The sequence below is a fragment of the Desulfovibrio ferrophilus genome (assembly GCF_003966735.1).
GTDB classification, from domain to species: domain Bacteria; phylum Desulfobacterota; class Desulfovibrionia; order Desulfovibrionales; family Desulfovibrionaceae; genus Desulfovibrio_Q; species Desulfovibrio_Q ferrophilus.
The window spans coordinates 2887792-2901207 of record NZ_AP017378.1 but is presented as its reverse complement, the minus strand read 5'-3'; the positions used below and the strand labels follow the sequence as shown (position 1 = coordinate 2901207).

General features: G+C 57.0%; 14 protein-coding genes. 13 read left to right on the top strand and 1 reads right to left on the bottom strand.

The window, feature by feature from the left end:
• Nucleotides 1-17: 17 nt before the first annotated feature.
• The 3 genes from EL361_RS13360 (at nt 18) to EL361_RS13350 (ending at nt 1665) form a co-directional block, all read left to right on the top strand.
• Nucleotides 18-791 carry an ATP-binding protein gene (locus tag EL361_RS13360; protein WP_126380346.1) on the top strand — a complete coding sequence of 258 codons (774 nt, stop codon included), beginning with the start codon at nt 18-20 and terminating at the stop codon, nt 789-791.
• A 352-nt stretch (nt 792-1143) separates the two neighbouring features.
• Nucleotides 1144-1302: a YqaE/Pmp3 family membrane protein gene (locus EL361_RS13355; RefSeq protein WP_126380344.1), complete on the top strand. Its 159-nt coding sequence runs from the start codon at nt 1144-1146 to the stop codon at nt 1300-1302.
• A gap of 108 nt (nt 1303-1410) precedes the next feature.
• Nucleotides 1411-1665, top strand: coding sequence for a hypothetical protein (locus EL361_RS13350; RefSeq protein WP_126380342.1), 255 nt, complete (start codon nt 1411-1413; stop codon nt 1663-1665).
• A 1090-nt stretch (nt 1666-2755) separates the two neighbouring features.
• Here EL361_RS13350 and topA read toward each other — a convergent pair.
• Complete coding sequence (gene topA, locus EL361_RS13345; protein ID WP_126380340.1) at nt 2756-5011, bottom strand: type I DNA topoisomerase; 2256 nt, start codon at nt 5009-5011, stop codon at nt 2756-2758.
• Nucleotides 5012-5191: 180 nt separating this feature from the next.
• Here topA and era point away from each other — a divergent pair, with 180 nt between their 5' ends.
• The 10 genes from era to fliQ all read left to right on the top strand — a co-directional run bounded on the left by era (nt 5192) and on the right by fliQ (nt 12126).
• Nucleotides 5192-6115, top strand: coding sequence for a GTPase Era (era, locus tag EL361_RS13340; protein WP_126380338.1), 924 nt, complete (start codon nt 5192-5194; stop codon nt 6113-6115).
• Nucleotides 6116-6362: 247 nt separating this feature from the next.
• Entirely contained in the window at nt 6363-7079 is a 717-nt protein-coding gene (locus EL361_RS13335) for a YggS family pyridoxal phosphate-dependent enzyme (protein WP_126380336.1), read from the top strand.
• Between the two features lie 22 nt (nt 7080-7101).
• Complete coding sequence (locus tag EL361_RS13330) at nt 7102-7866, top strand: motility protein A (protein WP_126380334.1); 765 nt, start codon at nt 7102-7104, stop codon at nt 7864-7866.
• A 24-nt stretch (nt 7867-7890) separates the two neighbouring features.
• The gene (locus tag EL361_RS13325) at nt 7891-8724 is read left to right on the top strand and encodes an OmpA/MotB family protein (protein WP_126380332.1); all 834 of its coding nucleotides are present in this window, start codon (nt 7891-7893) and stop codon (nt 8722-8724) included.
• 12 nt (nt 8725-8736) lie between these two features.
• A complete protein-coding gene (locus tag EL361_RS13320; protein WP_126380330.1) occupies nt 8737-9468 on the top strand; it encodes an OmpA/MotB family protein in 732 nt (243 codons plus the stop codon).
• A gap of 25 nt (nt 9469-9493) precedes the next feature.
• Nucleotides 9494-10024: a flagellar basal body-associated FliL family protein gene (locus tag EL361_RS13315; RefSeq protein WP_126380328.1), complete on the top strand. Its 531-nt coding sequence runs from the start codon at nt 9494-9496 to the stop codon at nt 10022-10024.
• A gap of 43 nt (nt 10025-10067) precedes the next feature.
• A complete protein-coding gene (fliN, locus tag EL361_RS13310; protein WP_420810668.1) occupies nt 10068-10634 on the top strand; it encodes a flagellar motor switch protein FliN in 567 nt (188 codons plus the stop codon).
• A gap of 8 nt (nt 10635-10642) precedes the next feature.
• Nucleotides 10643-11098: a flagellar biosynthetic protein FliO gene (gene fliO, locus EL361_RS13305; RefSeq protein ID WP_232034784.1), complete on the top strand. Its 456-nt coding sequence runs from the start codon at nt 10643-10645 to the stop codon at nt 11096-11098.
• Nucleotides 11034-11825, top strand: coding sequence for a flagellar type III secretion system pore protein FliP (gene fliP, locus EL361_RS13300; RefSeq protein ID WP_420810667.1), 792 nt, complete (start codon nt 11034-11036; stop codon nt 11823-11825). The genes fliO and fliP overlap by 65 nt, the downstream gene beginning before the upstream one ends.
• 25 nt (nt 11826-11850) lie before the next feature.
• Nucleotides 11851-12126 carry a flagellar biosynthesis protein FliQ gene (gene fliQ / locus EL361_RS13295; protein ID WP_126380321.1) on the top strand — a complete coding sequence of 92 codons (276 nt, stop codon included), beginning with the start codon at nt 11851-11853 and terminating at the stop codon, nt 12124-12126.
• The last annotated feature ends 1290 nt before the right edge of the window (nt 12127-13416 follow it).

Genomic DNA, 13416 nt, shown 5'->3' with positions numbered 1-13416 from the left:
TAGCCAAGGAGGACAACGTGAAGATTGCATTTGCAGGCAAGGGCGGCGTGGGCAAAACCACGCTGGCCGCCTGGACCGCCGATCTGCTGGCCCGGCAGGGCAAGAACGTGTGGATGGTGGATGCGGATACGGCCCTGTCGTTGGGTCAGGCTTCCGGTCTGGCTGCCGGGGCTTTGCCACAGCCGCTGATTCTGCGCGAGGATCTGGTGCGCGAGCGCATCGGCTCCGGCATCATCGACCTGAACCCGGCGGTGGATGATCTGCCCGAGAAGCTCTGCGTGGACGTGCCCGGTGATGGTCCGGGCCGCAAGCGGCTGCTCGTGATGGGTACGGTCACGGGTGCGGGCGGCGGCTGCGCCTGCGGGGCCAATGCCCTACTCAAGGCTCTCCTGTCGCATATCGTGCTGGACCGTGATGAATGGGTGCTGGTGGACCTGGAAGCCGGAGTGGAACACCTGGGACGCGGGACCATTCAGGGCGTGGACGCTCTGGTGGTGGTCAGCGAGCCCAGCCACCGTGGGCTGGAGACCGCTGCCTCCATTGGGCGCATGGCTGGTGATCTGGGGCTGGAAAACCAGATTCTGGCCCTGAACCGTTTCTCCGGGGGCGAGATTCCGGCCCTGCCGGGTTTGCCCGAGACCGTTTTTAATCTTCCCTATTTTCAGGGGCTTGCCGCCAAGCAATTGACGGATGCCTCGGTGCTGGGGCTGCCTGAGATCGCTCAGGTGGATGCATTGGTCATGAATTTACTGACAGCCCTCGCCAGCGGAGCCAAGGCCCAGGCCGCATAGTTCGGCTTTTCTGACGGGAACAACACATGCTCTGTCGCTGCCGTGCAGCGGCGGGGATTGCCAGAGCTCTTGGAATCGGATTTCCCGTGAAACGGGATCGATTGCCACACGTCTGGTTGCCACAGGTCCGGTGGTCGAAAGGCTACCGGGCCTTGTGGTGTCTGGGTTCCGGGCAAGCCCGGAGAGATGGGAAGGGGCAGCTGATGAAGAGTACGCTTGATGTGCCTGCCTGAAAGAGTGATGGTAAAATGAGCAGCTAATAAACTGTGATTGTTTCAATATCTTTGAAAACGGGCTATCGTAGAGATCGAAATCAGAATCAATGGTTCAAAACCTTCTTCAGGAGCACGACATGGAACTCATTCGCATCATCATCTCTGTACTCATTCCCCCTGTGGGTGCCTTTCTCAAGGTTGGCCTGGGCCTGCATTTCTGGATCAACCTGATTCTGACCCTGTGCGGTTATGTGCCGGGGTTGGTGCATGTGATCTGGTTGCTGGTGCGCAAGTAGTGCCGAGCGTTTCTATAGAATTGTAAAAGCACCGCGTTTGTTGAGTCGTGGCCTGTGATTTTCGATATCAAACGATGAGTTTGATTCAATTACACAGGAGACATGTCCGTGAAAAACATCCTGCTCGCGCTTTGCGTATTGGCTATTTGTGCCACCTCGGCCCTGGCTCAGCCTGGTGGCGGTGGTAAGCGTAAGGGGCCGCCTCCAGAAGCGTTTACGGCGTGTGAAGGGAAGAGCGCTGGCGATACGGCCTCCTTCACATCCCCCCGGGGCGACGAAGTCACAGGTATCTGTGTTGAACAGAATGGGAAAATGGTCCTGCGGCCCGACAATCCTCCGGAAAGAGGGAAGAAAAAGCAGTAGGCAAACCCTTTTGGTCCAGCATCAAATGGCCTTGGGTTTGAGTTGATCAGAGTTTCTGGTCGAATCAAATCCTGAGACTATTTGTGTTGTATTCTGTTTGGTCCGCCTTCGCGGAGGCGCGCCGGTGGGATAGCTTTTAGGTGTCCGCTTCGCTCGGACCAAAGGGTGTGTGGGGGGCGCGAGCAAAGCTCGCTTTCCCCCCGGAACACCCTCTGGACTCCGCCCTCCCCCCTTGAGTTTGGTTGGAATGCCTATCAGGCCGCATCAGGTCTAGATTTCGCTTAACTTTCTTCTCCCTGATTGTTCCCCGCGTCGACGGGCCTCGCCACTTGCTTCGGGCGGTCTTGGTCCGCCCTTCGCCGTGGCTAATGGCCCGATGAGGTGGGGTGCAGATGCGTGCGCGAAGAATGGGGGTGGAAGAGTAGGGAGGGAGCAAGCCGGGGGATGAATCCAGGGCGGGGCTGGCGCGCTTGCCGCGGGCGGCCATGGTCCGTCCGCGGCAAGCGGCCTGATGCCCCGAAACGGGGCGTTGGAACGGTTATACTCCTGCGGCTCCAAGTATACCGAAGAAGATGGCGGCCGCGCCTGCGATGTATGCAGGCAGGTAGAGGGTTGATGCTGTGAAGAGTATCTTTGGAATGTTGCTGAAGTAGGATGACCGCTTGAGTATGATAAACTGGACAATATAGAGTGCCGTGGAAGTGATCATCGTCTGCCGAATGTCGAACCAGTTTTTGTCCGCGTGAAGGTAGTACGATGCGATCCATGATGTGGCCGAAATGATGGATATGGCCAAGCAGAAATATATGGATTTTCTTTTGTGGTGATGGAATGTCAACGGCATGAGTCGAGTGCTTAGTGACACAACGAAAAGGGCTGACGCGTAAGCATCAGCCCTTTTGATTCTTTATTGCTTCGACCTTTGCCGAAGGGGTGTTCAGGCGCTGTTCTCTTTATGCCTTTTGAAGGGCGTTCAAAAACCGCGAGGGGTAGGCGCAAGGGTAAACCAAGATCGATGCGTATGAATAATACGCGAGAGTTTGGTTTTGCCGCAGCAACACCGCCATCGCGGGAATTTCAATGCCCTTCCCTACTCCTCGCCGTCACTCATATCCATATCTTCAGTATACTTGCACTTCTTGTTCGGACAGCCCAGGTGCTTGCCCTTGGCGCGGGTGGTCTTCAGCTCCAGGATGGGTGAATCGCATTCCGGGCACGGCTTTTCCACGGGCTTGTTCCACAGGGCGTAGTCGCAATCCGGGTAGCGGTTGCAGGAATAGAAGACCTTGCCCCGGCGCGAGGATTTTTCCACCAGCTCGCCCTGCTCGCACTTGGGGCATTTGACTCCCGTGGAGAACGGCTCGGCATAGGTGCAGTCCGGGTAGTTGTTGCAGGCGATGAAGCGGCTGCCCGTGCGGGCGTGCTTGATGACCAGATCCCCGCCGCAGTCCGGGCAGGAGCGTCCGGTTTTTTCGGGCTCGGCGCGGGTATGCTCCACGATCTCGATCTGGCCCTGCTCGTCGCGCTTGAAGTTCTTGGTGTTTTTGCAGTCCGGATAGCCCGAGCAGGCCAAAAACGTTCCGGCCCGGCCAAACTTGATGACCATGGGCTTGCTGCAGACTTCGCAGACGATATCCGTTTCCAGCCCGGCCTTGACGCGCTTCATGTTGGTGCGCGCCTCTTCCAGAGTGGGGTAGAAATCCTTGGTGAATCCGCTCAGCAGCTTGATCCAGTCCTGCTTGCCTTCGGCCACGGCGTCCAGGCCTTCCTCCATGGTCGCGGTAAAGCCCACGTCCATCAGAGTGATGAAGTGCTCGGTCAGCTGGTCGCTGACCGTGGTGCCCAGGTCCGTGGGGCCAAAGCGCTTGTTCGTGAGTTCCACGTACTCGCGGCCCACGATGGTAGAGATAATGGAGGCATAGGTGGACGGACGCCCGATGCCTTTCTCTTCCAGTTCCTTGACCAGCGAGGCTTCGGAGTAGCGCGGCGGCGGCTGGGTGAACTTCTGTTCCTTGGTGAACTCGGCCAGCTTCAGTTCCTGGCCCTCGGTCAGTTTGGGCAGTTCGTTGGTCTCGTCATCCGGGCTCTGACCAAAGACCTTCAGGAAGCCGGGGAACAGCATGCGTTCGCCCTTGGCGCGCCACATGGTATTGCCTGCGGCAACGTCCACGGTGGTATCCCAGAACTTGGCCATGGCCATCTGCGAGGCCACGAATCGTCGCCAGATGATTTTGTACAGTTGGAACTGGTCGGCAGGCAGGCTGCCTTGCACTTCCTCGGGGGTGATGGTCACGTCAACGGGCCGGATGGCTTCGTGCGCGTCCTGTGCCGAAGACTTGGTCTTGAAGACCCTGGCCTTGGGCGGATAGAAATCCTCGCCGTACTGCTCCAGGATGAATTCCCGGGCGCTGTCGCGGGCATCGTCGGCAATGCGAACGGAGTCGGTACGCATGTAGGTGATCAGTGCGGTAGTGCCCCGGATGCCCAGCTCAACACCTTCGTACAGGCGCTGGGCCGCGCTCATGGTCTTCTTGGCGGAATAGCCCAGACGGCGGTTGGCGTCCTGCTGCAGGGTGGAGGTGATATAGGGCGGCGCAGGGCTGCGCTTGCGCTCCTTCTCGGCCACCTTCTGCACCACAAAGGGGTTGGATTTGACCGTGGTCTCCACGGCTTCGGCCTCGTCAGCAGAGCCCACGGCGGCCTTCTTGCCGCCGATCTTGGCCAGGTCGGACATGAATGGAGGCGGGTTCTCACCCTCCAGGGAGGCCTTGAGCACCCAGTATTCCTCGGGGATGAAGGCCAGACGTTCCTTTTCGCGGTCCACGATGAGCCGTAGCGCCACGGACTGCACGCGCCCGGCGGAGATGCCGCTCTTGACCTTCTTCCAGAGCAGGGGCGAGACCTTGTAGCCCACCAGCCTGTCCAGAATGCGCCGTGCCTGCTGTGAATTGAACAGATTTTCGTTCAGCTCACGCGGGTGTTCCAGTGCTTCGCGCACGGCTCGCGCCGTGATTTCGTTGAACTGGATACGGTGGATATCCTGGTTCTTGTCCTTGATCAGCTCGGCCACGTGCCAGGCAATCGCCTCGCCCTCGCGGTCCGGGTCAGGCGCCAGGTAGACAGATTCCGCCTTGGCCGCTGCATCGAGCAGCCGATTGACGATCTTCTCCTTGCCGCCGATGACGCGGTATTCAGGCTCGAAGCTGTCTTCGTCCACACCCAGTGCTTTGGGCGGCAGGTCGCGGACGTGGCCTACGGAAGCCTCGACCGCATAATCGCGGCCCAGGAACTTCTTGATGGTCTTCACCTTGGCGGGTGACTCAACGATAATTAGGTTTTTACTCATAACGTGTCGGTCCGTAGCTGATGGGTGGCTTCAAGGCAAGCCTTGCTTTTCGGGATGAATTGGTGGACTTTTCCGTGCCGAGACACGAATGTATAGGATATAGCATCCGGGAGGCGCGTCAACCCGACGCGTTCAGTGGGTGTATAACAGGGATTGATCATTACGGAAATGGATAATCATATGGACACGAGTGAAGGCCTTTACAGGTGCGGGACTGTTGTGCTTTTGGGACCTCCCAACGCGGGAAAATCCACATTGCTCAATACTTTCCTTGGTCAGAAATTGGCCATTGTCACCCCCAAGCCGCAGACAACCCGTAATCAGATTACGGGCATCCTGACCGACGACGACAGCCAGATCATCTTTCTGGATACCCCGGGCGTGCACCGCATGCGCGGGCGCATGAACCGTTTTCTGCTGCAATCGGCCTGGGCCGGGGTGGAAGCTGCCGACTGCATTGTGATCATGGCCGATGCGGACCTCTACTCGCGCAAGCCGCAGCTGTTGGCGCGTGAGCTGGACCCCATCGTCAAGGGCGTGCAGCGCGCGCATCAGCCCGTGTATGTGGCCTTGAACAAGATCGATCTGGTCAGGGACAAGGCCGCCTTGCTGCCGTTGATGCAGGTCCTGGGCGAGATGTGGCCCGAGGCCGGAATCCTCCCCATTTCCGCATCCAAGGGCAAAGGCCTGGACGAATTGCTGGCCACGGTCAAGAAACACCTGCCCGAAGGTCCGCCCATGTTCCCCGAGGATCAGTTGTCCACCGTTCCCCTGCGCTTCATGGCGGCGGAGACCATCCGCGAGAAACTGTTCATGAGTCTGAAGCAGGAACTGCCCTACTCCACGGCCGTTGAGATCGAACAGTGGGACGAGGACGAGAACGGGCTGATTCGTATCGGGGCGCTGATCTGGGTGGCCCGCGACAACCACAAGGCCATGGTCATCGGCAAGGGTGGTCAGAATCTGAAGGAAATCGGCAGGGCCTCGCGTCTGGAGCTGAAGCAGTTGCTGGGCGGCAAGGTGCATCTTGAGATGTGGGTCAAGGTCCGGCGCGACTGGACCGAGGATTCCAACTTCCTGCGTACCATAGGCCTGGGTGAATAATCCGGGGCCGGGTATTGGAGTTGAGGGCCGGATGAATTCGTCTGTGGATTATTGGGGTTACGCTGGCCTGACACTTTTCTTTTAGCTGTAACGTGCATAAATAATTGCTTATATTGGTGCTTAGCGCCCCGGGCGGCAGGATGTGCCCGGAAATGCTGGTTTTTTGACGCCGACCCCAGGCCCGAAGGGTGCAATCTGCCGTTGGCTGGATGGTTCGGTTCGTTTTCAGGCTCACAAGGAACAGGTGATGGAACACAACGTAGACGGACAGGCCATTCGTGACCGGCTGGTTGAAACCAGGGGTATGATCGACGATGCTGCCAAGGCCTCGGGGCGCTCTCCCGAAGACGTGACCCTGGTCGCCATCTCCAAGCTGCATCCCGCGCAGGCCGTGGCAGAAGCGGCTTTGGCCGGACAGCGCCACTTTGGCGAGAACTATATTCAGGAGGCCCTGGCCAAGCAGGATGAGCTGGCCCATCTTGACCTGTCCTGGCATTTCACGGGCAAGTTGCAGAGCAACAAGGCCAAGTTTGTGCCCGGTCGTTTCGACCTGTTGCATACCATCGACAAGCTTAAATTGGCCCAGGCTTTGCATAAAAAGCTCTCGGCAGCCTGCGCCCCCAGACAGGACGTGTTGATCGAGGTCAATCTGGCACTGGAAAGCCAGAAGGCAGGAGTCGCCGAACAAGACCTTCCGGAGTTGGCCGAAGAGCTTCTCCGGATGGGGAGTATGAACCTTACCGGGTTGATGCTCCTCCCGCCGTTCGATCTCGATCCTGAAGAGCGCCGCCCGTTGTTCGCCCGTTTGCGCGAACTGCGAGACGGGCTTGAAGTCCGCCTGGGGATGAAACTGCCGGTCCTGTCCATGGGCATGACCGACGACTTTACACAGGCAGTGAGGGAAGGGGCCAGTCTGGTGCGTGTGGGTACACGCATCTTCGGCACAAGGCCCGTACGCACCTAACAGGAGCTTTGAGGGATCTTCCATGGATTTAGCAACCGTTATCGGATTAGTGCTCTCCCTGGGGCTGGTGGCCGCGGCAATCGTGACCGGCGGCAGCCCTGTGGTGTTCATTTCCGTGCCTTCCCTGCTGATTGTTGTGGGTGGCACCATCGGCGCGACCATGGTCAACTATCCTCTGGATAAGATCCTGGGCACCGTGGGCGTGCTGAAAAAGACCTTCTTCTCCTCCCTGGAGAGCCCAGCCGACATCATCGAAAAGTTCATGGACTACGCCAACCGCGCCCGCCGCGAAGGCATCCTGTCCCTGGAGCCGGTGATCAAGCAGCTGGACGACTTCTATCTGCGCAAGGGCCTGCAATTGACTGTGGACGGCCTGGAACCGCAGACCATCCAGGAGATTCTGGAAACCGAGATCGCCTATCTGGAGGCACGCCATGAGGTCGGTGCGGAAATATCCGCAACCCTTGGCATGTTTGCCCCGGCCATGGGCATGATCGGTACGGTTATCGGGCTGGTGCAGATGCTCCAGACCATGGATGACCCCAGTTCCATTGGCCCGGCCATGGCCGTGGCGCTGATCACGACATTTTATGGCGCTGTCCTGGCGAACCTTGTCTTCAACCCCATGGCGGGAAAATTGAAGACAAGAAGCAAGGAAGAGGTGCTTTTGAAGGAGATGGTGATGCAGGGTATCCTGTCCATCTCCAAGGGTGAAAACCCCCGGATCATTGAAGAGAAGCTGTCCAGCTTCCTGCCGCCCAGAGACAGGAAACAGGAAGTCGGCTAGGCGCCGGGGCGCGGGGATACACGCATGGGTGCTAGGAAGGAAAAGGTCAAAGAGCCTGAGGGGCAGCCTGCATGGCTGGTCACCTTCTCGGATATGATGACCCTGATGCTGACCTTCTTCGTGCTTTTGGTCTCCATGAGCGTCATGGATGAGCGCCGCAAGCTGGTGGTCATCGGATCCATCATCGGAACCTTTGGCGTCGGCAAGAACAGCTTCGAGGTTCTTTCTCAGAAAGATCGCAAGCTCACCGTGGAGCCCGGTCCCATGGAGCTGGACAGTATCAACGATCTGGAGCCGCTCAAGGAGATGATTTGGGAGGACGTGGACGAGGATCTGAATTTTGCCTCCAACAAGTTCGTGCAGGTCTTTTCCATCCCCGATGATGTGCTCTTCGAGCCCGGTGGTTATGAGATCAGCCCCGGTGGACGACAGATTCTGGAAGCCGCCCTGCCCGTGTTTCTGCAGGTTCAGGTGCCGCTCTTGCTGGCCGGACACACCTCCAGCCTGCGCGACGAGGAAGGCACCGCATTCCGGGTGGAGGACATGAAGGACACCATGGATTCGTCCTGGAGATTGTCTTTCCATCGAGTGATGAAGGTCTACAAGCTGCTGGTTGATGCGGGCATGGACCCCGGTCTGCTGCGGGTCGAGGCCTTCGGGCGGTTCCACCCCCGCTACGGGGCGCTGACCGCCAAGAACCGTCGCCGCAATCGCCGGGTGGATATCATCCTGGACAAGCGCAACGCGCAGTGGATCGACCGTCTGGGCATGTTGCGTCAGCGCGAAAAGGATGAGGATTTCAAGTACAAGGACTTCATCTTCCGGTTTGAGGACCGGGAGAAGCCGCAGGGGCAGTAGGAGGCCGGAGCCGTGGCACGCAAGAAGAAGAAAAGCGCAGGAGTGGCGGGAGACGCCTGGCTGGTGACCTTCGGGGATCTGGTGACGCTCTTGTTGACGTTTTTCGTGCTGCTGCTCAGTATGTCATCCATGGACAAGAGCGTCCTGACCAAGATCACGTTTTTTTCGGATGACCTGGGGCAACTCTCCGTGCGAAGTGCCGGACGCATCCCCCAGCGGATCAAGATGATTGTCCAGGCTCTGGAAAAGCCCTGGGAGATCCTTGAAAAAAAGGAACGTCTGAAGGATATGTTTTTCCCTGACGACGTGATTCCGCCGGAGATCAGCCGCAGTACGCTGATGGAGAATCTGGAGATCATGCAGCGGCCCGAGGGCGTGGCCCTGGTGCTGACCGACAAGCTGCTGTTCCCCTCCGGAGGTTCAGAGCTGAACCCGGCAGCCAAGCAATTGCTCTCGGTGGTGGGCGAGGTCATGGGATTTATGGATGCGCCGGTCAATGTCTCCGGCTACAGTGACGCCGTGGGCGGAGACTCGGAGGCCAATTATCGCCTCTCCGGGGAACGGGCACTGTCCGTGATGGAATTTTTTCTGGAACTGGGCCTGCGCAATGAACGGTTCTCGGTATCCGGCTACGGCCCCAACTGGGCTCTGGCCGACAATACCACCGAACTGGGACGCAGCCAGAACAGACGAGTGGAAATTTTGCTGAAGACGACCCCGTGGCTCGGGGCTTACGTCAGATAGATTACCAACCCTCAAGGAGTCGATCGTGGCCGATGAACAAATGGAAGCCCCCAAGGAAGAACAGAAGAAAAGCGGCAAGCTGAAGTGGATCATAATCGCCGTGGTGATTCTGGCCCTGCTCGGCGGTGGCGGATTCATGTTCAAGGACAAGATCATGGGCATGATCGGCATGGGACCGGACAAGACCGAACAGGCGGCTGGCGAGAATGGTGAACAGCAGGACCCCCTGGCCGAAGGCGAGATGGACCCTCAGGATACCGTGCTGGTTTCCCTGCCGACGTTTGTGGTCAACCTGGCCGACCCCTTGGGGCGGCGCTATCTGAAGCTGACCCTGGATGTGGAACTGCGCAACCAGGAAGCTGCGGACAAGCTGGCCAAGAACGAGCCCAAGGTGCGCGACGCCGTGATTCTGCTGCTTTCGAGCAAGACCTTTGCGGATTTGTCGTCCATCGAGAACAAGCTCGGGTTGAAGGATGAAATCGTCAAACGTTTGAACCAGATCGTGGGCGGCTCCAATGTGCTCAGGGTCTATTTTACGGAATTGGTCGTCCAGTAGACGGATTTGTTAGCAAGAGAACCCTAACGAAAGGGGATCGATAATGTCCGATGATAAAGATCAGGATGCTTTGGCTGAAGAGTGGGCTTCTGCACTTGAGGAAAGTGGGGATGACGACGCTGCGGCAGATGCCATGGCTATGATGTCCGACGGTGGTGGAGCTGCTCCCGCCGACGCCGGTGGGGTCGATGACGACGCCCTGGCTGATGAATGGGCTGCCGCCCTGGCCACCGAGGAAGAGGAGTCCATCCAGAAGGAGAAGTCTCAGGGCGCCCTGGCGGCCCAGAGCACGGACGCCATGTTCAAGGACCTGACTGACGAGGCCAAGGCCCCCAGGCCCGACGGCACCAAGCGTGATCTGGATTTCATTCTGGATATCCCGCTGGATGTCTCCGCCGAGCTGGGCCGCACCAAGCTGCTGATCAACGAACTGTTGCAGTTGGGTCAGGGGTCGGTCATCGAATTGAACAAGCTGGCAGGTGAACCGCTGGAGATCTACGTCAACGGCAAGTTGGTGGCTCGCGGCGAGGCCGTGGTCATCAACGAGAAGTTCGGTGTGCGTCTGACGGATATCATCAGCCCCATCGAACGCGTCAAGCAACTCGCCTAGAGGTGGTCATGAACTTCCGTCACGTTGTTCGGGCCACCCGTGTCTGGGGTGCTGTCGCTGTCGTTCTGCTGACGCCTGCCATCTGCATGGCCGAGAAGGCTGCGGCCACCGTCAATGATCTGCCAACCACCCCCAGTCTGGGTGGCGAGGCCCTGAAAGTGGCGGGCATCTTGTGCCTGATGCTGGCCTTCATCTTCGCCGGGTTCTGGTTGCTGAAACGCTACGGACACCGCGCAGGGCTTGGGCTTTTGTCCCAAAACGATTTGAAGATGGAAGGCCAATTGGCCCTGGGACCCAAAAAGTATGTCGTCGTGGTCCGCTTCTTGAATAAGCGGATGGTGTTGGGAGTGACCGACTCTCACATCAACCTGCTGACCGAGATGGATGCCGGACATGACGATGACTCAGAAACTGACTTCACCCAGAGCCTGGAAGAGGCTCGCTCCAAGGACCGTACTCCTTAGCCTAGGGCTGCTGGCCCTGTTTGCGGGCCTTGCCTTTGCCCAGGATACCATTCCAAATCTGCAGCTGACGCTCTCCGGCGGTGAGACCGAGCCCGAGAAGATTTCGATCCTGCTGGAGATCCTGTTCCTGATGACCGTGCTTTCGGTGGCTCCTGCCATCGTACTGACGGCCACATCATTCACACGCATCATCATCGTCTTTTCCTTCCTCAGGCAGGCCATGGGCACCAACCAGATGCCCCCGACCCAGGTCCTGGCGGCCCTTGCCATTTTCATGACGGGGATCATCATGCTGCCTGTGGGTACGGCCATCAATGATACTGCGTTGCAGCCGTATCTGAATGAGGAAATCGGCTTCAGGCAGGCCATCAGCAATGCCGAGCAGCCCCTGCGGGGTTTTCTGTTCAAGCACACCCGCGAGAAGGACCTGTCGATTTTCTACACCATCACCAAGCTGGATCGCCCCCATGACAAATCCGAAGTCCCGACGCCGCTGCTCATCGCTTCCTTTGTGATCAGCGAGCTGAAGACTGGCTTTACCATTGGGTTCCTGATCTACATACCATTTCTGATTCTGGATATGGTGGTCGCCTCCATCCTGCTCGCCATGGGTATGATGATGCTGCCACCGGTCATGATATCGATGCCGTTCAAGTTGTTGTTATTCGTCATGGTGGATGGCTGGAACCTGCTCACCGGTGCTTTGGTGAACAGTTTCGCCCTTTGACCGCAGATTTACAGGAGCCTTAGTTATGACCCCCGAATTCGTTATCGGCTTTGCCAAGCAGGCCATTGAGATGGCGCTGATGATCGCGCTGCCCATGCTTGGTGTGGGCCTAACCGTGGGTATTACGATCTCCGTGCTGCAGGCAGCCACCCAGATTCAGGAGATGACGCTGACGTTTATTCCAAAGATCGTCGCGATCTTTCTGGCGCTGCTTGTGGCGTTCCCCTGGATCATGGACAAGATGGTGACTTACACCCGTGAATTGTTTTTGAATCTGCCAAATTACATTCATGGTGGATAAGATGAATTGAGATGACCCTTGCGGGATGCGGTGAGTTGTTGCGCCGGGTCCTGAGAGATTGATAGTGGTTTCCCTACGCCCCTGCATGGATGGTCCATGCAGGGGCGCCGTGTTTTTGGCGAATGTTCTTCTGCAAAGTGTTCAAAATTTTTGTTGGCTAGGCGTGAAATGCAAACAAGACCGAAGCGTATATGTTTAATACGCGAGGGTTTGTTTGTGCTGAAACAACGCCACCAGCTGAGCATTTTCAGTGCTTTGCAAGAGTGATGGGGGGGGTGATCAGGTCGTATTGGGGCAATTTGTGAAAGTGGGCTGGGGCCGCCTGCGCGGGTAGGCGATGGAGGTCTTTATGAAGGTGTCCTGCTTCGCGTGACTCGCTAGTTACCCGCTCTCGCGGATTCGCGATGGGGGCGCTACCGCAGGTGTCCGCTTCGCTCGGACCAGAGGAGATGTGGGTGGACGGTCGCAAAGCGACCTCTCCCCCCGGAACCTCCTCTGGACTCCACCCTCCCCCCTGTCAGTTAGGACGAATGGCTATCGGACCTTGCAGCACAATGGTTAAGCTTATGATGGAGCAGGGTGTTGATGGGCATGTTGCCGGGGCTGGGCGCTTCGTGCGGTCGGCCATGGTCCGACCTTCTCGCGGCTTGATGCCCCGACGAGATCGGTATCGTGCGTAAGGGGTGATGATGCCATTCAGGAATAAGTGTACCGGCTGCGTCAAGCGTCAGGTAAATACTATCTCTGTACACTCTTTGCACAGCTTAATAATATCCCCAAGGATGTGATTCGTAGTAAGGCGAAATCTGTCTACTTGTTATGTATTTTTTAATTATTTTATTTATCTTATTTTCGTGTTGCTTATGGAAGGCAACGATTAAATCTGTTCCAATGATGTCGTAACGACTATGTCGTGAGCATATAGCTGTAAATAATATACTAATATATATTTCAAGGTCTCGTTTTTTTAATTTTGGTAGTTGATCATGTATATAGTACGTATATTTTGATTCTGTGAATTCTATACCGGTTACGTTATCATCAAAAGCTTCCCAATTAATTGTGTCACCTTCATATCCTAAATATCTATAGTAATGGTTTATTAAATTTTCAGGCGTGTCTAGATCGCTGCTGATGTGTATGGAGAAGGAATCGTCTTCCTTTTTGAATTCATCATTGTAATATGTAAATATTTTTTTGTATTGTGTTTTTGCGTTTATTGAGATTTTACCATAATTCAATGCATAGTAGATTGGCCAATGACAACTAATATACAGCTTTCTCAGTGGT